We start from the raw sequence: 24,623 nt of genomic DNA on the forward strand, positions 1-24,623 counted from the left end.
CGTGGGCGGACGAAACGCCTGCGCAGCCGGCTTATGCCGCGTGCCGTTCCGCTCCCGCGCCGAAATGGTCGACATAGCGGGTGTTGATCTTGTCCACCGGCAGCACAACCAGCACGTCTGTCGTGCCGAACTGGTGGTCGACCACCGCGCCGTCGCCGAAGCTGGCGCCGAGGCGCAGATAGCCCTTGATCAGCGGCGGCAGGGCATGCAGCGCGCGTTTGACGTCGATGCCTTCCTTGGCGATGCGGTTCATCGAGATGTAGCGCTCCGGCACCGCCTTCACCCGCCACTCGCCCTCGGCCGCGGCGTGATGGTGCAGGAAGGCCAGCGGCAAGGCGATGCGGCTCGGCTCCGTGCCTTCCAGGCTCGCGCAGCCCAGCATCACGTCGATCTTGTGGTGCAGCACATAGGTCCAGATGCCGTGCCAGAGCAGTTCCACCGTGCGCTTGTTGCGATAGGCAGGCAGGACGCAGGAACGGCCCAGCTCGAGGAAGTTCTTGCCGGGGTGGGCGGCGATCAGCGGCTCGATGGCGTATTCGGACGCTGAGTAGAAGCCGCCATGGCGCTGGGCGATCTCCTGGCGCAGCAGACGGTAGGTTCCCACGACCTGGCCGCCGGGCTTGCCGGAAAACCCCGGAGCGGCGGCGTGGTCAATCACCAGGAGGTGGTCGCAAAGCGTATCGTAGTCGTCGCGGTCGCGCCGGGAGACCAGGGACAGCGTATTGGGGATGGCGGCCATCTCCTCGTAGAAGACCTGATAGCGCAGCTTCTGCGCTTTCTTCACGTCCTTGGCGGTTTGGGCGAGCCGCACTTCGAGGGAACCGAGGCGTCCAAGTGTCATGGGCAGACCGATATTCTCGGCGCGGCGCTGGCGCAAGGCCGGCTTCAGCCGGCGCGGAGCCAGCGGCACTATGCCGCCCGGCAGCCGGCTGCCCCAGCCGCGCGGATCGATCTTTGCTAGAAAGCCTTTCGGCGTCGTCGTCGGCATTTGCGGCCCCTGCCCGAATCCCCTTCACAATCCCTTCTTCATCACAGAATGCAGAAACATTTGTGACATGCCGAGCCTAGCATAATCAGGCGCTTCTAGACGTTGGAACGGGCCTTTGGAGCCAGAATGCGATCAAGTGTCACGAGGGCGAGACCCAGGCCGTAAAAGGCGAGCAGGATCAGTCCGGCATTGCCGAGAGCCCGGGGATAGCCGAGAAGCGGGACGTTGGAAAAGGGATAGAGATAGCGGTCCGTCAGCGCGCCGTAGATCAGGGAATAGACGACATAGAGGGCCGGAAAGACCAGCCACCACAGAGGATCGCGCCAGGAAAGCCGCCCCTTGGGCACGAAGGCCAGCCAGTAGAGCGTGAACAGCACCGGCAGGACCCGGTGGAGGCCGATGTCGACGATGACGGCAAGGCCGCTTAGCTGCCTCAGTCCGGCCAGCAGGACGGCGTAGATCACGCCGACGATGACGACGTAGACGGTGATGGCGCCGAGCGTCCGCGGCCGGGTGAGGAAGCCGTCATGGCGGCTGGACAGGGCGCAGGCCGTGGCCACGACGGCAAGGATCGTGTTCGTCTGGATCGTGAAATAGCTGAACACGGTGACGAAGCCGTCCAGAACCGAGCCGCCCTCGGCGGTGACGGCGCCGACCACGATCCATGCCCGCAGCGCGACGCTGAACCAGGCGACGACGGCGATCAGGGCCGCGCCCGGCCGGTTTGCCTGTTCATGCAATGCCACGGCCAGTCTCGATCGCGACGCCATCCCATTCCGTCCCCGGCAGATCCCTCAATAGGGATTGCTTCTCTCGAAGATCTCCTGGCCCATGAGTGCGCATTCGCCCGGCATCTGGGCATAGATCAAGCGCATGCGGTAATCCCCCTTGTAGATCCAGCCCTCGACCTCCAGCACGTCGAAGCGCCCATTGCCGACCAATGCCTTCACGGTGCCGATCTGCTTGACGCTGTCGGGGTCCACCTTCGCGCGTTCGTCATTGCCGGAATGGAACTTGAGAAGCGCCTCGCCCTGTTTGACGGCATCGGCGGCACAATGATGGGCAGGTGCGGCAAGACTGGCTGAAACGCTGGCGAGAAGTGTCAGGGATGAAAGAAGGAGGCGCATGAAGGATCTCGAACGAGTCATGAAACAACGCGGCCAGGGATAGCCTCTTTGCAGCGCGATTGCCATTGCAGGCCGCCGTCGAGATCAGGCGCCCGGCCTCTATGCGAGTACCGTGGCACGATCCGTCCTCGCGCGGTAGCTCAGCGCCTCCGCGATGTGGATCCGTCCGACATCCGCCTCGCCGTCGAGATCGGCGAGGGTGCGCGACACCCTGAGGACGCGGTGGAAGCCGCGTGCGGAGAGGCGCATGGCTTCCGAGGCATCGCGCAGGAGCCGCATGGCGGCCTCGTCCGGCCTGGCGACCTGCTCCACGATCGAAACCGGCACGCCGGCATTGGTGGAGGCTTCGGACAGGCCGAGGCGATGATAGCGCTCCGCCGCGCGCCGGCGCGCCTCGGCGACGCGGGCCGCGACATCGGCCGAACCTTCGCTCGGCGGCGGCAGGATCAGGTCGGCCGCGGAGACGGCCGGCACCTCGATCACGATGTCGATCCGGTCGAGCAGCGGGCCCGAGATGCGGGCCTGGTAGTCGGCCGCGCAGCGCTCCACGGGACCGCGCCGGCAGGTGAACCCTGGATCGTTGGCCTTGCCGCAGCGGCAGGGGTTCATGGCGGCGACGAGCTGGATGCGGGCCGGATAGGTGACGCGGGCGTTGGCACGGGCGATCACCGCCTCACCCGATTCCAGCGGCTGGCGCAGGGCGTCTAGCGTCGAGGGGGTGAATTCCGGCATCTCGTCGAGGAACAGCACGCCGTTATGGGCAAGCGAGACCTCGCCCGGCCGGGCATTGCTGCCGCCGCCGATCAGGGCGGGCATCGAGGCCGAATGATGCGGAGCGCGGAACGGGCGGCGGCTCGTCAGTTCGCCGCCTGCGAGCTGGCCGGCCACCGAATGGATGATCGAGACTTCGAGAAGCTCGCTTGCCGCCAGAGGTGGCAGGATCGAGGGCAGGCGCGAAGCAAGCATGGACTTGCCGGACCCGGCCGGGCCGATCATCAGGAGATTGTGGCCTCCCGCCGCCGCCACTTCCAGCGCCCGCTTCGCCGTCTCCTGGCCCTTGATGTCCCGGAGGTCGGGCATAGGCTGTGCGGCGGCGGCAATGCGCGGCTGCGGCCGCGACAGGATCTGCGTGCCCTTGAAGTGGTTGACGAGCTGGATCAGCGAGCGCGGCGCCAGGATGTCCATGTCGGCTGCGGCCCAGGCGGCTTCGGGGCCGCAGGCGGCGGGGCAGATGAGGCCGAGGCCCCGGCCGTTGGCGGCGACGGCGGCCGGCAGCACGCCGTTGACGGCGCTGATGGTGCCGTCGAGGGCGAGTTCGCCGAGTACGCAATAGCCCTCGAGCGCATCGTGGGGAATGGCGCCGATCGCCGCCATCACGCCGAGGGCGATGGGCAGGTCGAAATGGGCGCCTTCCTTGGGAAGGTCCGCTGGCGCGAGATTGACGGTGATGCGCTTGCCGGGAAGCGCCAGCCCCGTGGCGACCAGCGCCGAGCGCACGCGTTCGCGCGCTTCCGATACCGCCTTGTCGGGCAGACCGACGATGGTGAAGGCGACGGAGCCGGGCATGATCTGCACCTGCACGTCGACCTTGCGGGCCTCCACGCCCTCGAACGCTACCGTAGAGACGCGCGAAACCATCTGCCTTCCCCCTGCCCGCGCCAGGATAGCGGGGACATGACGTAACGCCAAGAGGAAATGAGAACAAAACGTGATTTCGTTGGCCGGACGCAGGCCGCTGCCGCTGGCTATCCGATGGCTGCCGTCCTCAGCGCGGGCCCGTCATACTGCGCCCTCGGGCGAATGAGGCCGCCGCGCCGCGTCTGCTCCAGCATATGGGCGATCCAGCCGACCGAGCGGGCGGTGGCGAAGAGGGCGAAGGGTGCACTCGCCGGAAGGCCGCAGTGATCGGCCAGGGCGGCGAGGGCGAAGTCGACATTGGGCTCCTCGTCGCTCAGGCCGGCGACGGCCTCCCGCAGCTCGGCGAACACCGCCGGCAGTTCGAAGCGGGCCAGCAGCGCGCGGGCCCGTGCATCTCCTTCCGGATAGAGCGGATGGCCGAAGGCGGGCAGGCGGTGGCCACGCGAGAGCCAGTCATGCACGGCACGGCGCGCCCCGATGCGCCGGGCGGTATCGGCAAGGGACTGCATGCCCAGGGCCGCCCCGCCATGGAGCGGGCCGGCCAGGGTGGCGAGGCCGGCGAGGAGGCCCGCGGCGAGCGGAGCGCCGGTGGAGACGGCCGTGCGGGCGGCGAAGGTCGAGGCGTTGAGTTCGTGGTCCGCCAGCAGCACCAGCACCCGCCGGATCAGATCTTCCGCCGCCGGCGCCTTCCAGGCCTGCGCGGCGCGCTCATGCAACGGCAATACGCCCGTGCCGGTGCCGCCGAGAATCGCCGTCGCGAGGGTGCTGACCAGCCCGGCCGCCTCCCGGCAGAGCATGGTGGGGGAACGCCCGCCTGTCGGAAAGTCGTGGCTCGCACGGCGGGACAGCGCGAGCAACGCGGCTTCGAGGGGGTTTGCTGGGGCGGGCGTTCCATGGGCCGGGGGCGGGGCCTCGAAGGCGACCCGCTCGGCCTGCCAGAGCAGGGCTGCGACTGTTTCGAGGGATGCATGCCCTGCGAGCGCCACGGCGTCCTCGCCGCGATACCAGAGCCGACCGTCGGCGATGGTCGAGATGCCGGAGGAGAGCACGGGCTCGCCGAAGGAGATCGTATGGGTCGCCACGGCGGCCACGCTGCGCCGCCCGGCATTTCGGCGGGCGAGAGCCTGCACGTCATCGCCGCTGTAGAGGCTCCGGCGCGTATCGTCGGGGTTCGGGCGGGTGCGGATCCTGCCGCGGCTGACATTGGCATAGAGCGTCTGCGGCTGGACTTTCAGGATGGCGAGGGCCTCTTCGGAAGTGATCCAGCTCATGGCCTTACATTGATGATTTCAATCAAGATTGACGTCAATGTATCCTGGGAGAATCCTGCCCGCAACCACGCATGGGAGTGATTGCGATGAACAATGGGCTGGACGATGTCGTTGCCGCCGAAACCGTGATGTCCGACGTGGACGGCCTTGCCGGGCGCCTGATCATAAGGGGGTATTCGCTTGACGATCTCGCCGGGCGCCGAAGCTACGAGGAGGTGATCGGACTGCTGCTTGCGGGCTTCTTCGAGGACCTGCCGCCGGAGCGGGAGCTTGCCGCGCGTCTCGGTGTCGCGCGGGCCGAGATCTTCGAGACCCTGGTGCCGTTCGCGGCCGCTCTGCATCGCCTGCCCGTGACGGATGCCCTGCGCGCTGCCATGGCGCCGCTCGCCGACGGGGAGGATCTGGCGACGGCGCTTCGCCTCATTGCCGCCCCGGCGGTGCTGGTTCCCGCCTTCATCCGCCTGCGCCAGGGTGAGCCGGCGGTGGCTCCCCGCCCGGCGGACGGTCATGCCGCCGATATCCTGCGGATGCTGCACGGCGCGTCGGCGGCGCCCGAAGCGACGAAGGCGCTCGATACCTATCTCGTCACGGTGAGTGACCACGGCCTCAATGCCTCAACCTTCACGGCGCGGGTTGTCGCCTCCACCCATGCCGGACTGGTCTCTTCGATCCTGGCTGCGCTCGGCGCCTTGAAGGGGCCGCTCCACGGCGGCGCGCCGGGGCCGGTGCTCGACATGCTCGATGGCATCGGCGCGCCCGGAGAGGCCGAAGCCTGGCTGGAAGCGACCCTGGACAAGGGCGAGCGGCTGATGGGCTTCGGCCACCGCATCTACCGCGTGCGGGACCCGCGCGCCGAAGCGCTCAAAGGTTCCGTGAGGGCGCTGGCGGCTGGCGGGCAGCAGACGGCGGGGCGCCTGGTCCTCGCGGAGAGCGTTGAGGCCGCCGCCACCCGCATCCTCGCCCGCCGCAAGCCGGATCGGCCGCTGCAGATCAATGTCGAGTTCTACACCGCCCTGCTGCTGGAGGCCCTGGGGTTCCCGCGCGAGAGCTTCACCGGTGTCTTTGCCATGGGCAGGGTCGCCGGCTGGATCGGCCACTCCCGCGAGCAGGCGCTCTACGGGCGCCTGATCCGCCCGCAGTCCCGCTATGTCGGGCCGCGACCGGACCAGGCGGCATGAGGAGCGCCCGATATCGTCTTGCTGGAGGCACGCCGAACGCGACCCTCACGCTGCTGCGGGCACCGCCTGCTTCCTGATTCCCGCCAGGATGATGAGCGTCGCCACCAGCAGCACGATGCCCGCCGCCGCATAGACGCCTCTTGCTCCGCTGGCATCGAAGAAGACGCCGCCCGCGGAGGCGCCGATCGAGATCGCGAGTTGCACCGCCGCGACGATCAGCCCGCCCGCGCTTTCGGCCTCATCCGGCACGGCGCGGGTGATCCAAGTGGACCAGGCCACCGGGACGGCGCCGAAGGCAAGGCCCCAGAGGGCGATCATCACCGTATCGGCCAGCGGCGCGCTGCCCAGGCCCGCCAGCACAAGGCCGAGAACGCCCATGACCAGCGGCATCGCCATCAGCGTGAGGCGCAGGTCGCGCTCCAGCAGGAAGCCGCCGAGCAGCGTCCCGAGAAAATTGGCGACGCCGAAACCGAGCAGGATCACGGACATGCTGCCTATGCCGACCCCTGTCACCGTCTCGAGAAAGGGCCGGATATAGGTGAAGAGGGCGAAATGGCCCGTGAACACCAGGGTTACGGCCAGCATGCCGAGCCCGATGCGGGGCCGGGCCAGGACGTCGACGAGGGTGCGCAGGCGTGGATGGCCCTGTGGCGCCATGCTGGGAAGCGTCGCGAACTGCACGGCAAGGGCGAGTACGCCGAGGCCTGCCGCCAGCAGGAAGACGGTGCGCCAGCCATAGAGCTCGCCGATATAGCTGCCGAAGGGGGCGGCGAATATGGTGGCGGCCGAGACCCCGGTGAAGATGATCGACAGGGCGCGCGGCACCTGTGCCTCCGGAACGAGGCGCATCGCGGTGGCGGCGGACATCGTCCAGAAGCCGCCGAGACCGATGCCGAGCACGACGCGTCCGAGCACCAGCGCCGTCAGGCTCGTCGCGCCCGCGACCAGGAGATTGGAGACGATCAGCAGCACGGAGAAGGCGAGCAGGAGGTATCGCCGGTCGAGCCGCCGCGTGACGCTCGCTACCAGCAGGCTGGTGACCAGGGCCACCGTGGCCGTCGCGGTCACGGCCTGCCCGGCGAGTCCCTCGGTCACGCCAAGGTCGCGGGCCACCGGCGTCAGCAGGCTCGCCGGCAGAAATTCCGCCGTCACCAGGCCAAAGACGCCGAGCATCATCGATATTACGGCGCCCCAGGCGGCCGTGTGCAGTGTCGGCGCCGCCTGGGCACCGGTGGTGGCATCGTTCATGTCATGCACTCGAAATCGTTTCGCGTTGCAGCAAGAAATAGGATGGACGGGCCGGACGATCTATGTCATCAAATCCAGAATGCTTGATCATTCGTCCAAATCCGTCGTGAACCTGCGTGGCCGGCCAGCCTCATCGGATCTGGTGAGCGAACTTCTGCTCGGGATGCGCCTCACAGGCGTCCAGTATCGCCGCATGGAGCTGGCGCCTCCCTTCGGCGTGCGCTTCGGTACGGTGCCGGGGCGGGCACAGTTTCATTTCATCGCTGCCGGCACCGTCTTCCTGCGCGGCCCCGGCGAGGTCGTGCATCGGCTCGAGGCGGGGGATGCGGTGCTGCTGCCGCGTGGCGGCGAGCATGATCTCGTTTCGGCGGCCGACCTGCCGAGCCGCGATGTCGGCAGCTTCGAGACCACGGAGCTGTGCCAGTGCGTCTGCGCCATCTCGGCCTGCCCGGAGGCGAGCTGCCCCACCAGGGATGCGCTGGTTTTCAGCGGCTGCATGGAGTTCGACCTCGGCGGCATGCACCCGCTCGTCGGGCTGATGCCGGAGGTGATGCTGGTGGGCACGCTCCTCGACCGCCAGCCTGAAATCGTACCGATGCTCCAGGCCATGGAGCGTGAGGTGCGCACCGAGCGCGCGGGCTCGGCCGGCATCCTGGCGCGGCTTGCCGATGTCGTTTCCGCCTCCATCGTACGCGGTTGGGTGGAATGCGGCTGCGGGGACGTCAGCGGATGGCTCGAAGCGCTGCGCGATCCCCGCCTCAGCCGGGCCATCGGCGCGCTGCATCGCGACCCGGGCCGCAACTGGACGGTGGAGGAACTTGCGAGCGAGACCGGCAGCTCCCGCTCCGCCTTCGCCGAGCGCTTCCTGGCCGTGACAGGCCAGACGCCACTTCGCTACGTCACCGAACTGCGCATGCGCCTCGCCGCCGAATGGATCGGCCGGGAGCGCGTGTCGATCGAGATCGCCGCCGAACGCCTGGGCTATGGCTCGCAGGCCGCCTTCAGCCGCGCCTTCAAGCGGGTGACGGGACAATCGCCGGGTGCGGTGAGGGGCGGTCTTGAGCAAAATGCGGTCGGATCGAACCGCTAGCCTACCTTAATATACTGAAATTGCGAGTATTTTTCGATTGGCGACGGTTCCGCCGCAATCGCGTTACCGCTCCAGTATCTCCGCCAGATCCGCCAACTCGCTGTGGTGCAGCAGCAGTACGCCGAGTTTCCTGGCGAGCTGCTCGGCGGCATTGGTGAAATCGCGGTTGGAGACAACCACGGCATAGTCGGCGTCGCTGTAGCCCGCAGCGGCGTGGGCTTCCTGCACGGCCTTGTTGCCGACCGGATTGCCGAAATAAAGCTTGCATTGCAGCGCGACCACCAGTTCGCCCTGCCGCGCCAGGATGTCGACGCCCTGGTCGCCCGACTGCCCGGTGACGTCGGCCTCCCAGCCGGCCTTGCGCAGGAGGTCGGCGCACAGATGCTCGTAGTCCTCGGGCGTGATCTCCTCCATCGCCTCGGGAATGCGAGCGTCGGGTTCCGCGGCGGCCCAGGCCCGCACCATGCGGGTGGCGAGGGCATCGAAGCGCAGTATAGCCTTCTCCTCCAGGCTGAGCTTCACGGCTTCGCGGAAGCGTGCCAGCTCGTCATGCCATTTGTCGAATTCCTCGGCGCCGTAGGCGTTGACGCGCACGAGCTGGCGATAGCGCCTGGTGAGGGCCGTGCTGTGGCGGCGGAGGAGGCGGCGCCATTCGGGCCGGTCGCCGCCAAGCGGCAGGATGCCGAGCCAGGTCAGCAGGATCACCAGTGCCAGGGCGACGGCGGCAATGGCGGCGGCCCGGCTGGTGAGGCGCTCCAGACGTGCGAGATTCATCGCGACGATGAACACGATCGCGTATTTCGTCAGGCTGGCCCATGTCGATGGGCGAAATATGCCGAATCCCCGAAGCATGGGCTGGTTTTAGTCTGAAATTGTTGCCAAGAGGTGCAGGCAGAAGCTGGGAGCCCGCCATGACCGACATCGAGAGCCTGAGCGCCCGCATCGACGCACTGGAGATGCGCCTGACCTTCCAGGACCAGACCATCGAGGATCTCAACAAGGCCGTCGTCGCGCAATGGAAGCAGATCGATGCGCTGACGCGCCAGCTCTCCCGGCTCGAGGACCGCGTGGCCGTCGGCGAGCAGCGCGCCGATCTTGCCGGCTTGCCCGAGCCGCCCCCGCCGCATTATTGAAAAGCTGCCGTATATGGAAGAGACCGTGCCTGAAGCTCCCGCTCCCCCCTTGATCTCCCTCGCCCAGGCTGCGCGGCGCCTCGACGTCGAAGCCCGGCATCTCGGTAATGTCGCCCGCCAGCACGGCTTCTTCACGGCGGTTGGACGAGACCTCTATTTCACCGAGGAGCAGCTCGCGGCGGCGGATGCCCTCCTGAAGGACAGGGCGCGGGCCGAGAAGAAGGCAGCCTCCCGGAAGAGGAAGCCGCCTTCGACCTACGGCGTCCATGAAAGCACGGAGCTGCGCAAGCAGCGGCGCCGGGACAAGAAGCGCCAGATCAAGAAGGAAGAGGAATAGCCCAGGCCGGAGCCTCCCCTCGGATGCTGGCGTACCAGCGGGTCACCCCAGGCTCGAGGTGCTTCCCGTCAGCGCCTCCGCTATCAGCGGCTGGCTCACCCTCTGTCCGAACTGGCGGCGCCTGCCGAGTACCAGCTCGACGATGGCGCGCGTGAAGAGCCCCGGGCCGCTGGAATAGATGCGCCAGCCCCCTTCCACGGCGATCGTCTTCGCGCGTACCCGGCCCCACTCCGCGCTTGCGGCGTAGCGATCGAGGAAGGCGGCGTCCGAGGACGAGAAATAGGTGTTGCGCTGACGCAGCGAGGCATTGGCGAGGTGCCCCGTCACGGCAATCGGATTGACCAGGGCAAGCTGCTCCCAGACCCCCGGCGCGTCTGCGTGCTTGGCCAGCGCTTCGCAGTAGCGCAGATGCGCATGCACATACATCAGGCCGATCTCGCGGCCGAAATAGGAAGCGGACTCCGCGCGGCGGAACAGCCTCTCGGGGCCGCCATTGTAGGCCACCGGCCGGTCCATCAGATGGGCGCCGTCCGGCAGCAGCAGGTGCTCGCGGATCACCGAGAGGTGGTCGCGGGCCTGCTCGTGGGTAAAGAGACCGCCGATGATCGCCTGCGTCATCGGGATCAGCGAATAGGAGAGGCCCGTGCGGGTGTCGGACGGATGCAGCAGCAGCTCGACGCCGTCATGCGCCGGATCGAACAGGCCGTAACCCGCGACCACGCCGTCACGGATGAGGTGGCGGTTGAAGTCGCCGCGCATCTTGCCGGCGAGGTCGGAGAGTTCGGCGCCGTGCCCCGTCTCGCCCCGGCGCTTGAGGATGGCTGAATAGCGGACGATCTGTTCGTAGAGCAGGGCAACAGTCCAGCTCGAGACCATCCAGTCGCGCAGGTGAGGATCGGCGGGCTGCAGGGAGTCGTTCCAGTCGCCCTCGCCGTAGCGCACCAGGCTCGTATCGGGAATGAAGCTCGCCTGCACGGTGGCGAGCAGCTTCTCGATATGCTCGGCGAGAGTTGCCGTATCGGCAGTGTGCGCATTCTTCTCGTCGCGCCAGGGGGTCTTCTCATCCAGGATGGTGAGGTCGCCCGTCGCTTCGACATAGTCGCAGAGGGCCTTGAGCGGCCAGACGATGACGTCGCCATGGCTGTCGCCGGCGCGGATGTACGGGTAGGGCTCGAGCATGAACCATTGTGGCCAGTCGCCCCTGGCCCGTGACTGTTCGCCGAACAGGGTGAGCAGGATATCCCTGACCTCGGCATCGTGTTCCAGCGCCAGCATCAGCTCGATCGGACCCTGGCAGACGTCGCGCGTACCCCAGGCCGCGCCGGTATATTGCTCCAGCCCGTGCGGCACGGTGAGGTGCATCAGGGCGTCATGGGCAAGCCATGGGATCATGAGGTCCTGCGCCTCGACGTCGCTGCCGGAGCCTTGCAGCCGCAGGTCGCGGGTAACGTGGCTCCAGAAGCTGCGCGCCGGGGCGAGAAGGCCTTCGGTGTCGGCGCCGGAAGAGAAACGGCGTGCAAGGGTCTCGCCTTCCGCCGCGCTGGTCATGGAGCCGGCGACGGCGAAGACGAGTTCGGCGGTCGGCGTCGAGCGGAGGGCCACATAAGCGCCCCCGCGGCCCTCGCCGTCCTGATAGATGAGCTCGTCGCCGCCGATGGCTTCCACCGAGCCCGGCGTGGCTGTGACGAGATGGTAGGCGGCCTCGGGATAGGTCTGCCCCCAGAGCCAGTCCGCGCCGGGGCGCAGCGAAATGCGTCTCTCGTTTACGTCAACGTCAATCGTGCCTGTCTGCTCATAGTCGCGCTCGCCCATCACGACATGGCCGATGACGAGGAAGCGGCAGGCCGGACCTTCGACGCTCACGCGCCACTGCATGGCCGGCGCGTCGCCCGCCGCGATGGCATGGACCGTGATGGTGCGATCGCCGAGACGATAGATCCACCGCGCATCGCTGAGGCCGATGTCGAAGGCGGAAGGCACGGTGAGGAGTCGCCAGCCCTCCCCGAGGTCCGCCAGGATACGAAGCCCGCTGCCCTGGGTGAGATTGTAGGGATCGCGCGAAACCGAGAACAGCTTGTGGAAGGAGGTATTGCCGATGGTGAGCTGTGCGGCGAAGACGCCGTGCATCCAGGCCGTCGAGCAGAGCGTGGAATCGTCGAGCTTCATGCTCTGACCGCTGCGCAGCAGGGCGCCGTGGCGGCGCGGCACCTGCCGTTCCTTGGCGGCGAGCACGATATGGCGATTCTGCTGGCCCTCGGGCACGAAGAAGGACAGCAGCGCGCCGTCCTGCCATTCCTCGGCCCTGCGGTCCGGATAGAGGCGATCGAGAATGGCCGTGTCGAGGGCCTGTACCGGAAGCGGCGTGGCGTCCTGCAGGAGGCTGCGCGGCGGCGCCGCAGCGGCCGACTGGGCGACAGGGCCGATATCCTGCCGTAGTGAGGCGATATTGCTTAGCCGGCTTAGGTCGGCACCGCTCGATGCGTCCGGATGGTTCGGTTCGAACCGGCCGAAGAAGATGAGCTCGGCGCTGCCGGACCCCGACAGCGTCACCGGCAGTGATTGAATGGCGGCACAGCCGACCTCATGCTGCTGGCGGACATTCGGCAGGTCCGTGCCGAATTCCTGGAGGAGCTGCCCGGAAAAGCGGAAGCCGGGGCCGAAAATCTGCAGGGCATCGGTGGCAAAGCTCCGGGCTCCCTGCAGGCAGCCATGGGCCACCCAGGGGAATTGACCGGCCTGCGACAAGTTTTGCCGGCTCATTATAACAGGGCCGAATTGCGGGTGATCACCGATGTGATGGTCGAGATATTGCGAGACATAGGCCTCGCTGTTCATCAGGAAGCCACGTGGGCCGAGGCCGATGTCCTGCACGAACACCACGTCGCAGGGCGCGTCTCCATGGCCCGCCAGGGTGATGTCCCAGAACCAGGCCAGCTCGCTGGGATGCAGGCAAAGCGCCACGCGGAAATCGATGCCGCCGGCCTGGCCCGTCCAGCTCGCGCTGCTGCTTCCGATGGCGAAATCCGTCCTGGCTCCCGGCCCGACCAACTCGGTGACGAAAGGCTTCCGGCCGCCTGCGCGCAGATAGATCCGGCCGATGCCGCCGTGGATGGGCGAGCCGAGCACCTGGTTGATGGTCACCGACGCCTTGGGATCGCGGTGCTCGATGGCAAAGACGGTGCCGTTGGCGGAAAAGCTGACGGTCAGACCTGCAGCGTTGCCTATCGACCGCAGCCCGATGTCCGCTTCGCGCGGGATGCTGAATTGACGCTTGGCGCCGTCGGCCATGGCTTCCTCCTTCGCGCCGGCACCTTCGAATCGCGCCGGCATGGTCATGCCCCGTTCGGCGCACACTCCGTTCGGAAATCGCCTTGCTGTCAATTGGCATCGTGGGAAAGCGCTGGCCGCCGCGCCGGATGAGGGTGCGCATCCCACGGAGCGGCGATCCCCGCTACGGCCCGTTGCCGACGAAGGTCACGGAGACCCCCTGGCGCACGAGCGTCGCGAGGGCCAGCGCGTCCCAGTTGGTCAGGCGGATGCAGCCGTGGGAATAGCGCTTGGAGATGCGACCCGGATCGGGCGTGCCATGGATGCCGTAGCCCTCCTCGTTGAGGTCGATCCACACCAGCCCGACCGGATTGTTGGGGCCGGGGGCGATGGTGAAGGGGTGCCTGGCCTTCACGCCCTTGAAGGCATATTTCGGATTGTAGGTATAGTCGGGCCGCAGATTCACCCGCTCGATCTCGAGCGTCCCCGAGGGGGCGGGCTTGTCCTCGCTGCCGACGGAGGCCGGGAAGAAGCGGATCAGCCTGCCGGTGGCGTCGAAGGCCCTGAGCGTGAGCTTGTCCTTGTCCACTTCCAGCCGGACGGCGGAGCCCGGCTGCGGCGCCGCCCGATTGGCCTTGACCAGTGCGAGGTCGGGCTGCGATACGGCCGCCACGGCGATGGTATCGCCCGGCTTCCTGAAGCGCTCGCGTGGATTCATTGCCCTGAGAAGCTCCGGACTGATGTGAAAGCGTTCGGCGAGTTCCTCGTGGGCATTGTGGTAATTGAGGCGCCGCAGCCGGGCCATGGCCTCGAATTTCGCCGGAATACGCCTGGTGAACGGGCCGCGGAGGTCACCGCGGCTGATCTCGTATTCCGTCACCACCGGTTCGGACGAGGTCGCCGCCAGACTGTCCCAGCTTGGCTGGTCGAGTTCGCCGGTCGACGGCAGGCCGTGGTCCGCCTGGTAGGCGGCGAGGGCCTTGACGAAGTTGTCGCCATGGCGGCCATCGATTTCCCCCGGCGAATAGCCCGCGCGGTCGAGCAGGATCTGGGCCTTGACCAGAAGGGCCGAGGCGCCGCGGGCTTTGCCGTGGCTCTCGACGGCCGAGAAGGTCGCGGCGTTGATGCCGCCCATGTCCAGCCCGGCGGCGAGGGCGGGGCCGGCAAGCGGCAGCAGGACGAGGCTGGCGGCGAACGCGATCAGGCGCATGTCTGTCTCCCGGCGATGATGGGAAGAAAAGTCGCGGAGGACCCATGAAGTTCCCTCGCGTGCGCGGGGTCGAGGCGCCGTACAAATCAGGACAGAACATGGCGGCACAAGATGGCTGCATTTGCCGGCCGGCACGCTATAAGACGCGCGCTGTTTCGTGAGAATGAGAGTTGCGCCATGACCGAACTGATCGACGGCAATGTCCACGCTGCGAATGTCCGCGCCCGCACCAAGGTTCGCGCGGAGGCCTTTGCCGCCGCCCATGGCCGCAAGCCGCGCCTCGACGTGGTGATCGTCGGTAACCATCCCGCCAGCCGGGCCTACGTCAACACCAAGACCAAGATGGCGCATGAGACGGCGATCGACGGGCACCTGATCGAGCTGCCGGAGACCATCGGCAAGGAAGAACTGCTCAAGGTCATCGCCGACCTCAACGCCGATCCCGGCATCGACGGCATCCTGGTGCAGCTGCCCCTTCCGGGCCATCTCGATGGCCAGATGATGATCGACGCCATCCATCCCGCCAAGGATGTGGACGGTTTCCACCCGATGAACGTCGGCAAGCTCTTCACCGCCGCGAAGATCGACCCGGAGCAGATGTTGATCCCCTGCACGCCGCTGGGGTCGCTGATGATGCTGCTCGACACCGTGGGCAAGGCCGGCCTCTCCGGCAAGAACGCCGTGGTGGTCGGGCGCTCCAACATCGTCGGCAAGCCCATGGCCCAGCTCCTGCTCGCCAATGACTGCACGGTGACCATCGCCCATTCGCGCACCAGGGACCTGCCCGCCGTCTGCCGCGAGGCGGACATCCTGGTCGCCGCCGTGGGCCGGGCCGAGATGGTCAGGGGAGACTGGATCAAGGACGGCGCCGTGGTCATCGATGTCGGCATCAATCGGGTGCCGACCGAGGACGGCAAGGGCCGCATCGTCGGCGACGTCGCCACCAAGGAAGCGTTGGGCAAGGCCTCCTACATCACGCCCGTGCCCGGTGGCGTCGGCAAGATGACGGTGGCTTGCCTGCTGCACAATACGGTGGTGGCCGCCGAAGCGCGGGTGAAATGAGGCAATCCGGGGCGCGAGGCGGCAGGTAGTGACGCTTCGCGGAGCCGGGATCGTCTTCGGCCCGCGCTGCGGGCCGGTGGACCCGTCGCAACGCTTGCCGCCCCCCGTCCAGCCCGGTAGAATCGCGTCCGCATCGCAGCGGCGGATCGTCCCATGGTGTGCGCGGGTTGCGGTTTTGAACTCAGTCCGGGCTTCGCCTTCTGTCCGCGTTGCGGAAAGGGCGTTTCGGCTGCCGAGGCCGTGCCCGCGCCGCCGCGCCTTGCGCCCGAGGTTGATCGGCGGCAGGTGACCGTCCTCTTTGCCGACGTCACCGGCTTCACCACGATGGCGGAGCGCCTCGATCCCGAGGAGGTCAGGGCCTTCCAGGACGAACTGCTCGATGTACTGGCCGCGGTCATCGCCCGCCATGACGGCTTTCTCGAGAAATTCGTGGGCGATGCCGTGCTGGCGGTCTTCGGCGCACCCGTGGCGCATGAGGACGACCCGGAGCGGGCTCTCCACGCGGCGTTGGACATGGTGGAGGCGCTGGCGCGGTCGAACGAAGGATGGGTCGGGCGGCTCGGCCAGCCGGTCAGCCTTCATATCGGCGTCCATACCGGACCCGTCGTCGCCGGCCATCTCGGCCGGTCCCCCGATGCCGCCTATGCGGTGACGGGCGACACCGTCAACACCACGGCGCGCCTGCTGGCCGCGGCTTCGGGTGCCATCCTGGTATCGGAGGCGACCCATGCGTTGACGCATCACCGCTTCGCCTTCGAGCAGGGGCTTGAACTAGCGCTGCGCGGGAAGGCCATGCCGGTGCTGACCTATCGCCTGGTCGGCCTGCTTGCGGCGCCGGACAGCGGCCGTGGGCTGGCCGCCTACGGCCTCGCCAGCCCGATGGTCGGCCGTGACGGTGAACTGGCGCAATTGCTCGCTGCCTTCGAACGCGTGCAGGCAGGGCATTGCGAGATCGTCGATCTGTGCGGCGAACCGGGCGCGGGCAAGTCCCGCCTTGTCGCCGAGTTCCTCGGCGCGCTGGAAGCGAAGGGCAAGCTGGCCGGCGGGGCTGTGCGCCACATCGCCTGCTCGTCCCGCGGCGAGCCGACCTATGGCGTGTTTGGCGCCCTGTTCCGGGAAGGCTATCGGCTTCGGGCCGACGATACGCTCGCCTCGGCACGCGGCAAGCTCATGGGCGGGTTGGCGACGCTGGGGGCGGAGTCGGGCATGGCGGAAGCCATAGCGCCGATGCTGGGCTTCATCCTGGGAATGGAGACCGACGAGGCGAGCCAGCTGGCGCCGGAACAGCTGAAGCGCCAGATTACGCTGGCGGCTCGCCTCCTGATCGAGCAGCGCCTCGACCAGGGCCATCTCATCATCGTCGTCGAGGATCTCCACTGGGCGGACGCGGCCTCCCTGACGCTCCTGTGCGATGTCGCCGGCAAACTCTCCGACCGCCGGCTCCTGCTCGTTCTCACGCACCGGCCCGATGTGTCGGTGCCGCCGCACCCCGGTGTCTCGTCTTCGGCGATCCGCCTTGCATCGCTCTCGCAGGATGACACGGGAGCCCTGGTGGCCGGCCTGTTCGGCGCGGTGGAGGGTGATCGGGACGACAGCATCCGGAGCTTCGTCGCCGCACGCTCGGGCGGCAACCCCCTCTTCGTCGAGGAAATCGTGCGCAGCCTGGTGAGCCGCGGGGTTCTGGTGCGCCATGGGCAGCGCTGGGCGCGGGCTGCCCCGCTCGATGCGACGGAAATACCCTCCACCCTCCAGGGCCTCCTGCTATCCCGCGTGGACAGGCTGCCTGTCGAGGCCCGGCGCCTGCTCCAGGAGGCGGCGGTGCTCGGCATGATCGTTCCGCAAGCACTCCTGGCAGCCGTCGCCACGGAGGCACGCGGGATCGATGCCGTGATCCAGCGGCTGGTTGCAGCCGATCTTCTCTGCCGCGACGAAACGGGCGACTCCATCCGCTTCGTCCATGCGCTCGTGCAGGAGGCCGTCTATCAGAATCTTCTTCTCGCTCGCCGGACCGAGCTGCATGAAAGAGCCGGCCGCGCGCTCGAGAGCGCCGTGGGGACGAGGCCCGAGAGGCTGGCAGACCTGGAGGCGTTGGGGCGCCACTGGAGCCTGAGCGCCGACAAGGCGAGGGGCGCAAGCTACCTGGTGGCAGCCGGGGATTGGGCACGCGCCGTCTACGCCAACGACGACGCCATCCGGCACTACGAGCGGGCGTTGCGCACCCTCGAAGGCTGTCCCGGCAGCGAGGCCGCGGTCCGGGCTGCGCGCGAGCGGCTTGCCGATCTCCTGGCACTGACCGAACGGCGCACCGAGGCGGCGGCGCATTACGATGCCGTCCGCGAGGAATTCGAGGCCGGCGGGGACCTTGCAGGCGCCGCCCGCCTCCATCGCAAGCGGGGCGGGCTCTACTGGGAGTCGGGCGAACGTGAACAGGCGAGAGCCTGCCTCGGACGCGGACTGCTTCTTCTCGGGGATGAGGGCTATTCGCTCGAGCGCGCCCAGCTTCTGCAGGAGACCGGCAGGCTCGCCTTTCGCGGTGGCGACAATGCGGTGGCGATCGCGTGGGCCCAGCGGGCACTGGTCGAGGCGGATCGGGAAAAGGACGCGGAAGCGGATCCCGAGCGCCTTCGCGAACTCGCGGCGACGCGGGCGCATGCCTACAACACCATCGGCGTCGCCCTTGCCCGCGCGGGAAGGCCAGGCGAAGCGGTCGGCCACATCGAGGAAAGCGTCAGGCTGGCCGAGAAACACGATCTGCTCCACGTGGCCTGCCGGGGATACACCAATCTCGGCGTGCTCTACAGTTCGCTGAACCCGCAACTCAGCATCGGTACCTGCCTGCGCGGGCTCGAGACGGCCCGCAAGGTGGGAGATCTCGGCTTCCAGTCGCACCTCTATGCCAATCTCGCGGTCTCCTACTGCGCCCTGACCGATCGCTGCGAGGCCGACGGCATCAAGGCGGCGCGGATGGCGGTGGAACTCGATCGACGGCTGGGTCTGGTCGACCATCTCGCCGCCCCGCTCATCATTCTGGGCCAGATCCACCAATGTCGTGGCGAACAGGCCGAGGCACTGGCCTGCTACGAGGAGGCTCTCGGCCTTGCGGAACGGACCGAGGAACCGCAATTCCTTTTCCCCTGCTACGACGGCCTGGGCACGCTTCACCTCGACGCTGGGAACCGGGCCTTCGCGGCGCTATACTTGGCGAAGTCCGATGCGGTCTGCCAGAAGGCGGGCCTGGAGCCGGATGCCCTGATGGTCCTGCCGTTCCTGTGCTAGAGCGTTTTGTGTTTTGACGGAATCGGCAAAACGCAAAGACGCGTCGAAAAACAAAGACCTGGAGAAAAGCGGCGTTTCTACCCAAACGTGCTTTACTCCAGCGAGCGGCGGGTCGATATTGGGAGCTTCGGCCGAGGCTCGAAGGCCCTTTCCGGAAGACAGCTCGGACCTTGTCCAGTTCGGAGGGGTTCGCATGAGCATGTCGCCTTTGCTTTCACCGATTTCTCCCGGCGAACGTGCGCCGGAGTTCATGCTGCCGGCCCTCGACGGCAGCGGAACCGCTTCCCTGGCCGACTATCGCGGCAGGAGTTCGCTGTTCCTGGCCCTGTTCGTCGGGCTATGGTGCCCGTTCTGCCGGCGCGCCATCGCGCAGATGGCATCGGCCAGCGCCGAGCTGGAGGCGCTGGGTGTGGAGAGTCTCGGCATCGTCGCTACCGAGCTTGAAAATGCCCGCCTCTATTTCAGGTTCCGGCCGAGTCGGCTCCGCATAGCCACCGACCCGGAGCTTTTCACCCACCGCGCCTATGGCGTGCCCAAGCCGGAAGCGACGCCGGAACTCATGGGGGCGCTTGCATCGGTGCGCATCGATCCCTTCGGCGAGTTTCCCGAGCCGATGCCGGTCATGCAGGCCGCGGAGGCGATGTCGAAGCGCGACGGATATGTGGAAACGGACAGGGATCGCAGCGATGTCCAGCAGCAGTGGCCGCAGCTCAAAGGGCAGTTCCTGATCGACCGGGACGGCGTCGTGCGCTGGACCCATATCGAATGCATCGCAGACGGTTATGAGGGGATCGGCAAGTTCCCGAGCCCGCCGGAGCTCGTCGCAGCCGTGCGGGACTCGCTCGGCATCCGGCTCCAGTAGCAAGCAGGCGGGAGTGCGCGGAGTCTCCCGCATCGAGCTGAACGCGACCTCCGCCCTCTCGACAAACGGGCCGCTTCCCGCTACCCGATTGCGGCTTCGTTTTTCATCAAAATCGTTTCAGGGAGAGGTTCGTGCAGTTCGTGATCCAGTGTGAAGACATCCCCAACGGCCTGGAACTGCGTATGGCGACCCGGCCGGCGCATATGGATTATCTCAAGTCCCAGGATGCCCATGTCCTCGGGGCCGGCCCCTTCCTCGACGAACAGGACCAGATGGTCGGTTCGCTCCTGATCGTCGACTTCCCCTCCGAGGCCGAGGCGCGCACCTTTGCGCAGAACGATCCCTACGCCAAGGCCGGGCTGTTCGCCTCCACCTCGATCCGCCGCTGGCGCTGGGGCGTGAAGCCGCCGGCCTCGGTCTGACGCATCGCAGAGGAGGTCCTGCCATGCGCCATTGGCTGATCAAGTCCGAACCCGACGTCTGGAGCTGGGACCAGCAGGTCGCGGCCGGTGCCAAGGGCACGCCCTGGGACGGTGTTCGCAACCACGCCGCCAAGCTCAACCTGATGGCGATGAAGCAAGGCGACCATGCCTTCTTCTACCATTCCAACGAGGGCAAGGCGATTGTCGGCGTGGCCGAGGTGGTGCGCGAGCACTATCCCGATCCCGCCACCCCGGGGGAGCCCTGGGTGCTCGTCGACTTCAAGGCGGTTAAGCCCTTCCCCAATCCCGTCACCCTCGCCGCGATCAAGGCTGAGCCGAAACTCGCCGAGATGGCGCTGGTCAAGCTCTCCCGCCTTTCCGTCCAGCCGGTGACGGACGGCGAATGGAAGCTTGTTTGCGGGATGGGCGGATACGAGGGCTAGCGGCTGACGGGCGCCTTGGGGGCGGAGGTTCTTGAAAGCGAGGGAGCCCTCGCCTTTCCAGCCGCGATTCCCAAGCCCGTCGATTTCACGCATTTCTCATCCCTCTTTCAGGACTACGATCGCGATCTCGCGCATCCTCCCATGGAGACCCTTTCCGTTGGAGGCAACGATGATGAGCCTCTTCCAGGTCGCCATGCTCGGTCTTCTGGCGTTTCCTGCCATCGAGGCAGGGCAAACACGCCATCGAATCGGCGAGACCGAAGCGCGGCGTATCAGCGACGCCGAATATGAGGCGGTCCTCGAAGCCGCCCGGCGCAACGGCTGGACCTATCCGGCCGATCAGGTCGAGAGCGGCCACCGCCGGCATTTCGAGGAATTCCGCATGCGGCTGCTGAATCGCGGCTACGAGATCGTGCTGGACGGTCGGTCGGTCTGAGCGCGCAGTCGGGCACCGTCTCCCCGCAGAGGGGACGGTGCGTCAAAGATGAGCTCCCGCCTGCCAGTCTTCCCGCTGGACGATTTCATCCAAATCGCGCTAACTTCCCTCCAGCTTGAACGGATGAGCCGGAGATGCCATGGGGGCTGGACCGCTTCTCGATCCTCTGAAGAAAGCGGCGATGCTGGCCTGTTGGAGTGGCAAGGTCGAACCGCAGCCGCTTGGCGGAGGCATCACCAATACGAATTTCACGGTCGTCGACGGCGCGGACAAATATGTCGTGCGCATCGGCGACGACATTCCTCTCCACCAGATCAGCCGCAGCAACGAGCTGGCAGCCAGCAAGGCAGCCTTCGCGGCCGGCATTTCACCCGAGGTCGTACACAGCGAACCCGGTGCACTGGTGCTGCGCTTCGTGGAGGGCCGAACCTTCACGCCCGAGGATATCAGAGACCCCCGGAACCACACCGCGCTGATCGATCTCGTCCGCCGTTGTCATACCGAGATGCCGCGCCACTTCCGCGGGCCGGCGTCGATATTCTGGGTATTCCAGGTGGTGCGCGACTATGCCCACACCCTGAGGGAGGGCAGCAGCCGCCACCTCCCGCTGCTGTCGCGCCTGCTTGCAGAGAGCGAGCGGCTGGAAGCGGCGGTCTGCCCCGTCGACATTGTCTTTGGCCATAACGATCTCCTCGCCGCCAACTTCCTGGATGACGGCAAGCGGCTCTGGCTGGTCGACTGGGATTATGCGGGCTTCAACTCGCCGCTGTTCGATCTTGGCGGCCTCGCTTCCAATTCCGAGGTCGATGCGGCGGCGAGCGAGCAACTGGCGGAAGCCTATTTCGACCGGCCGATGACCGACGAACTGCACCGGCGTCTTGCCGCCATGACGGCGGCCTCGCTGCTGCGCGAGACGATGTGGAGCATGGTGTCCGAGATCCATTCCGCGCTCGATTTCGACTATGCCGCCTATACCGCCGAGAATCTGCGGCGCTACGAAGCGGCGTATGGAGCCTGGGAGCACGCACATCCCTTCCAGGCTCGACGAGCCTCGGACGACCCGTTCTTCCTTTCCACAAAGTGATCCGTTTCAAGAGCGGACGGGCACGTCCGCGCTCCCAGGGGTTCCCATGGCCGACCTTCCTTCCTCCGTCAAAATCCTCATCATCGGCGGCGGCATCGTCGGCTGTTCCACCGCCTATCACCTCGCCAAGATGGGCTTGACCGACGTCCTGGTACTGGAGCGCGGCAAGCTGACCTCCGGTTCCACCTGGCATGCCGCCGGGCTCGTGGGACAGTTGCGGACCAACGCCAACATCACCCAGCTCCTCGGCTATTCGGTGGCGCTGTACGACCGGCTGGAGCAGGAGACAGGCCTCGCGACCGGCTGGAAGCGCAACGGAGGCCTGCGTCTCGCCTGCAACCAGGAGCGCTGGACGGAGGTGAAGCGCCAGGCCACCACGGCCACCTCCTTCGGCCTGGAGATGCAGCTTCTCACCCCGAAGGAAGCGCAGGACCTTTGGCCGCTGATGCAGGTGGACGACGTTGTCGGTGCCGCCTTCCTGCCGACGGACGGGCAGGCCTCGCCCTCCGACATCGCCCAGTCTCTCGCCAGGGGTGCGCGCAATGGCGGCGTCACCTTCAGGGAAGGCGTCACGGTCACCGGCATCGAGGTGGAGGGCGGCGTCGCCCGCGCCGTGCTGACCGACCAGGGCCGCATCGAGGCGGAGAAGATCGTGATCTGCGCCGGACAGTGGTCGCGCGAGATCGGGGCCATGGCCGGCGTCAACATTCCCCTCGTCTCGATGCAGCACCAGTACCTGATCACGGAGCGCATCGAGGGCGTCGCGACGAACCTGCCCACGCTGCGCGATCCGGACCGTCTCACGTACTGGAAGGAGGAGGTCGGCGGTCTGGTGATGGGTGGCTACGAACCCAATCCCAAACCCTGGGCCAACACCGGGGCGACGGAGAAGTTCGAATTCCAGCTTCTGGAGAACGATCTCGATCATTTCGAGCCGCTGATGGAACTCGCCATAGGCCGCGTACCGGCGATGGAGAGCGCCGGCATCAAGCAGTTCATCAACGGGCCCGAGAGCTTCACGCCCGACGGCAATTTCATCCTCGGCGCCGCACCCGACGTGAAGGGCATCTATGTTGGCTGCGGCTTCAACGCCTTCGGCATCGCCTCGGGCGGGGGAGCGGGCATGGCGCTGGCCGAATGGGTGGCAAGGGGCGAACCACCCTACGACCTGTGGGCCGTCGACATCCGCCGCTTCGGCAACAACACGCTCGACACCGGTTGGGTGCGCAAGAGGACCATGGAGGCCTATGCCAAGCACTACACGATGGCCTGGCCCTTCGAGGAGTACCAGTCCGGCCGTCCCTTGCGCCGCTCGCCGCTCTACGACCGGCTGAAGGCTCAGGGTGCCGTGTTCGGCGAGAAACTCGGCTGGGAGCGTCCCAACTGGTTCGCCGCTCCGGGCGCGGAGGCGCGGGACATCTACACCTATGGACGCCAGAACTGGTTCGAGGCGGTTGGTCGCGAGCACAAGGCTTGCCGCGAGGCGGCGGTCGTATTCGACCAGACCTCCTTCGCCAAATTCTCCGTGACGGGCCGGGATGCCGAGGCAGCCCTCTCCTGGATCTGCGCCAACGACGTCGCCAAGCCCGTCGGCAGCCTGGTCTATACCCAGATGCTCAACGCCAAGGGCGGCATCGAGGCCGATCTTACCGTGGCACGGGCCGGTCCGGACTACTACTACATCGTCACCGGCACCGGTTTCGCCACGCATGATCGCGATTGGATCGCGCGCAACATTCCGGAGGGACTTGATGCGCGTCTCACCGACATGACCTCGAAAAACGCCGTCCTGGTGCTGATGGGGCCGAAATCGCGCGAGATCCTGGCACGGCTCACGGAAGACGACATCTCCAACACCGGCTTTCCCTTCGGCACCTGCCGCTTCCTCGATGTCGCGGGAGCCCGTGTGTTCGCCATGCGCGTCACCTATGTCGGCGAACTCGGCTGGGAACTGCACATCCCGATGGAATTCACGGCGACCGTCTACGACGCCCTGATGGAAGCAGGCGCGCCGCTGGGGCTCGTCAATGCCGGCTACCGCGCCATCGAATCGCTCCGCCTCGAAAAGGGCTATCGCGCCTGGGGCGGCGAGATCGGCCCGGATCACTCGCCCTTGATGGCCGGCCTCGGCTGGGCAGCGAAGCTGAAGAAGAACATTCCCTTCCTCGGCCGCGAGGCCCTGGTGGAGCAGGGCGGCAAGCCCCTGCCGCGCCTGCTTGCCGGTTTCACGGTTGCCGACCCCGCCGTGATCCTGCTCGGCCGCGAGACGATCTATCGGGACGGCAAGCGCTGCGGCTGGCTGGCCTCGGCCGGCTTCGGCTACACGCTCGGCAGGAACATCGGCTACGGCTATGTGCGCGATCCCCAGGGCGTTGACCGCGACTACGTGCTGTCGGGGAGCTACGAGCTGGAAGTGGCGACGGAGCGGGTAAAGGCGGAGGTGTTCCTGGAGCCACCCTACGATCCGAGGATGGAGCGGGTGAAGGCGTGAGTGAATGAGCCCGATGGGGGAGGGAGGGCTTCTGTCGAAGGGCTGGAAGGAGCAATGCGA

General features: G+C 67.1%; 21 protein-coding genes. 12 read left to right on the top strand and 9 right to left on the bottom strand.

Annotation, left to right across the window (positions count from 1 at the left end; all coding sequences use genetic code 11):
• Positions 1 to 31: 31 nt before the first annotated feature.
• The 5 genes from olsB to AC6H34_RS10340 all read right to left on the bottom strand — a co-directional run bounded on the left by olsB (position 32) and on the right by AC6H34_RS10340 (position 5,024).
• A complete protein-coding gene (gene olsB / locus AC6H34_RS10320) occupies positions 32 to 988 on the bottom strand; it encodes a l-ornithine N(alpha)-acyltransferase (protein ID WP_497538744.1) in 957 nt (318 codons plus the stop codon).
• A gap of 95 nt (positions 989 to 1,083) precedes the next feature.
• Positions 1,084 to 1,734, bottom strand: a complete 651-nt coding sequence (locus AC6H34_RS10325; protein WP_497538745.1) for a Pr6Pr family membrane protein — start codon at positions 1,732 to 1,734, stop codon at positions 1,084 to 1,086.
• Positions 1,735 to 1,782: 48 nt separating this feature from the next.
• The gene (locus AC6H34_RS10330) at positions 1,783 to 2,115 is read right to left on the bottom strand and encodes a hypothetical protein (RefSeq protein WP_497538746.1); all 333 of its coding nucleotides are present in this window, start codon (positions 2,113 to 2,115) and stop codon (positions 1,783 to 1,785) included.
• Between the two features lie 99 nt (positions 2,116 to 2,214).
• The gene (locus AC6H34_RS10335) at positions 2,215 to 3,753 is read right to left on the bottom strand and encodes a YifB family Mg chelatase-like AAA ATPase (protein ID WP_497538747.1); all 1,539 of its coding nucleotides are present in this window, start codon (positions 3,751 to 3,753) and stop codon (positions 2,215 to 2,217) included.
• 107 nt (positions 3,754 to 3,860) lie between these two features.
• Positions 3,861 to 5,024 carry a citrate synthase gene (locus AC6H34_RS10340; protein WP_497538748.1) on the bottom strand — a complete coding sequence of 388 codons (1,164 nt, stop codon included), beginning with the start codon at positions 5,022 to 5,024 and terminating at the stop codon, positions 3,861 to 3,863.
• A gap of 86 nt (positions 5,025 to 5,110) precedes the next feature.
• Here AC6H34_RS10340 and AC6H34_RS10345 point away from each other — a divergent pair, with 86 nt between their 5' ends.
• Positions 5,111 to 6,202 carry a citrate synthase/methylcitrate synthase gene (locus AC6H34_RS10345; protein WP_497538749.1) on the top strand — a complete coding sequence of 364 codons (1,092 nt, stop codon included), beginning with the start codon at positions 5,111 to 5,113 and terminating at the stop codon, positions 6,200 to 6,202.
• 45 nt (positions 6,203 to 6,247) lie between these two features.
• Here the strand turns inward: AC6H34_RS10345 and AC6H34_RS10350 are convergent, their stop codons facing one another.
• Positions 6,248 to 7,450, bottom strand: coding sequence for an MFS transporter (locus AC6H34_RS10350; RefSeq protein WP_497538750.1), 1,203 nt, complete (start codon positions 7,448 to 7,450; stop codon positions 6,248 to 6,250).
• A gap of 79 nt (positions 7,451 to 7,529) precedes the next feature.
• Here AC6H34_RS10350 and AC6H34_RS10355 point away from each other — a divergent pair, with 79 nt between their 5' ends.
• A complete protein-coding gene (locus AC6H34_RS10355; protein WP_448150096.1) occupies positions 7,530 to 8,540 on the top strand; it encodes an AraC family transcriptional regulator in 1,011 nt (336 codons plus the stop codon).
• A 63-nt stretch (positions 8,541 to 8,603) separates the two neighbouring features.
• Here AC6H34_RS10355 and AC6H34_RS10360 read toward each other — a convergent pair whose 3' ends face one another.
• Positions 8,604 to 9,392: a restriction endonuclease gene (locus tag AC6H34_RS10360; RefSeq protein WP_497538751.1), complete on the bottom strand. Its 789-nt coding sequence runs from the start codon at positions 9,390 to 9,392 to the stop codon at positions 8,604 to 8,606.
• A 59-nt stretch (positions 9,393 to 9,451) separates the two neighbouring features.
• On the opposite strand from AC6H34_RS10360, the gene AC6H34_RS10365 reads away from it, so the two are divergent.
• Both AC6H34_RS10365 and AC6H34_RS10370 read left to right on the top strand, forming a co-directional pair.
• The gene (locus tag AC6H34_RS10365) at positions 9,452 to 9,673 is read left to right on the top strand and encodes a SlyX family protein (protein WP_448150094.1); all 222 of its coding nucleotides are present in this window, start codon (positions 9,452 to 9,454) and stop codon (positions 9,671 to 9,673) included.
• A gap of 25 nt (positions 9,674 to 9,698) precedes the next feature.
• A complete protein-coding gene (locus AC6H34_RS10370; RefSeq protein ID WP_448150093.1) occupies positions 9,699 to 10,010 on the top strand; it encodes a hypothetical protein in 312 nt (103 codons plus the stop codon).
• 42 nt (positions 10,011 to 10,052) lie between these two features.
• Here AC6H34_RS10370 and AC6H34_RS10375 read toward each other — a convergent pair whose 3' ends face one another.
• Both AC6H34_RS10375 and AC6H34_RS10380 read right to left on the bottom strand, forming a co-directional pair.
• On the bottom strand, positions 10,053 to 13,298 hold the full coding sequence (locus AC6H34_RS10375; RefSeq protein WP_497539872.1) for a GH36-type glycosyl hydrolase domain-containing protein: 3,246 nt from the start codon (positions 13,296 to 13,298) through the stop codon (positions 10,053 to 10,055).
• A gap of 163 nt (positions 13,299 to 13,461) precedes the next feature.
• Positions 13,462 to 14,487, bottom strand: a complete 1,026-nt coding sequence (locus AC6H34_RS10380) for a L,D-transpeptidase family protein (protein WP_497538752.1) — start codon at positions 14,485 to 14,487, stop codon at positions 13,462 to 13,464.
• A gap of 177 nt (positions 14,488 to 14,664) precedes the next feature.
• Here AC6H34_RS10380 and AC6H34_RS10385 point away from each other — a divergent pair, with 177 nt between their 5' ends.
• From AC6H34_RS10385 to AC6H34_RS10420, 8 genes are all read left to right on the top strand, one after another.
• A complete protein-coding gene (locus AC6H34_RS10385; protein ID WP_448150091.1) occupies positions 14,665 to 15,549 on the top strand; it encodes a bifunctional 5,10-methylenetetrahydrofolate dehydrogenase/5,10-methenyltetrahydrofolate cyclohydrolase in 885 nt (294 codons plus the stop codon).
• Positions 15,550 to 15,702: 153 nt separating this feature from the next.
• On the top strand, positions 15,703 to 18,825 hold the full coding sequence (locus tag AC6H34_RS10390) for an ATP-binding protein (RefSeq protein WP_497538753.1): 3,123 nt from the start codon (positions 15,703 to 15,705) through the stop codon (positions 18,823 to 18,825).
• A 193-nt stretch (positions 18,826 to 19,018) separates the two neighbouring features.
• Positions 19,019 to 19,687: a redoxin domain-containing protein gene (locus AC6H34_RS10395; RefSeq protein WP_448150089.1), complete on the top strand. Its 669-nt coding sequence runs from the start codon at positions 19,019 to 19,021 to the stop codon at positions 19,685 to 19,687.
• Between the two features lie 131 nt (positions 19,688 to 19,818).
• On the top strand, positions 19,819 to 20,109 hold the full coding sequence (locus AC6H34_RS10400) for a YciI family protein (protein ID WP_448150088.1): 291 nt from the start codon (positions 19,819 to 19,821) through the stop codon (positions 20,107 to 20,109).
• Positions 20,110 to 20,132: 23 nt separating this feature from the next.
• Positions 20,133 to 20,552 carry an EVE domain-containing protein gene (locus tag AC6H34_RS10405; protein WP_448150087.1) on the top strand — a complete coding sequence of 140 codons (420 nt, stop codon included), beginning with the start codon at positions 20,133 to 20,135 and terminating at the stop codon, positions 20,550 to 20,552.
• A gap of 169 nt (positions 20,553 to 20,721) precedes the next feature.
• Positions 20,722 to 20,988 (top strand): hypothetical protein, encoded by a 267-nt coding sequence (locus tag AC6H34_RS10410; RefSeq protein WP_448150086.1) that lies wholly within the window; start codon positions 20,722 to 20,724, stop codon positions 20,986 to 20,988.
• A 139-nt stretch (positions 20,989 to 21,127) separates the two neighbouring features.
• On the top strand, positions 21,128 to 22,072 hold the full coding sequence (locus tag AC6H34_RS10415) for a phosphotransferase (RefSeq protein ID WP_497538754.1): 945 nt from the start codon (positions 21,128 to 21,130) through the stop codon (positions 22,070 to 22,072).
• A 46-nt stretch (positions 22,073 to 22,118) separates the two neighbouring features.
• Positions 22,119 to 24,563, top strand: coding sequence for a GcvT family protein (locus AC6H34_RS10420; RefSeq protein ID WP_497538755.1), 2,445 nt, complete (start codon positions 22,119 to 22,121; stop codon positions 24,561 to 24,563).
• Positions 24,564 to 24,623 lie beyond the last annotated feature (60 nt).

Source organism: Labrys sp. ALF-8 (assembly GCF_059699065.1).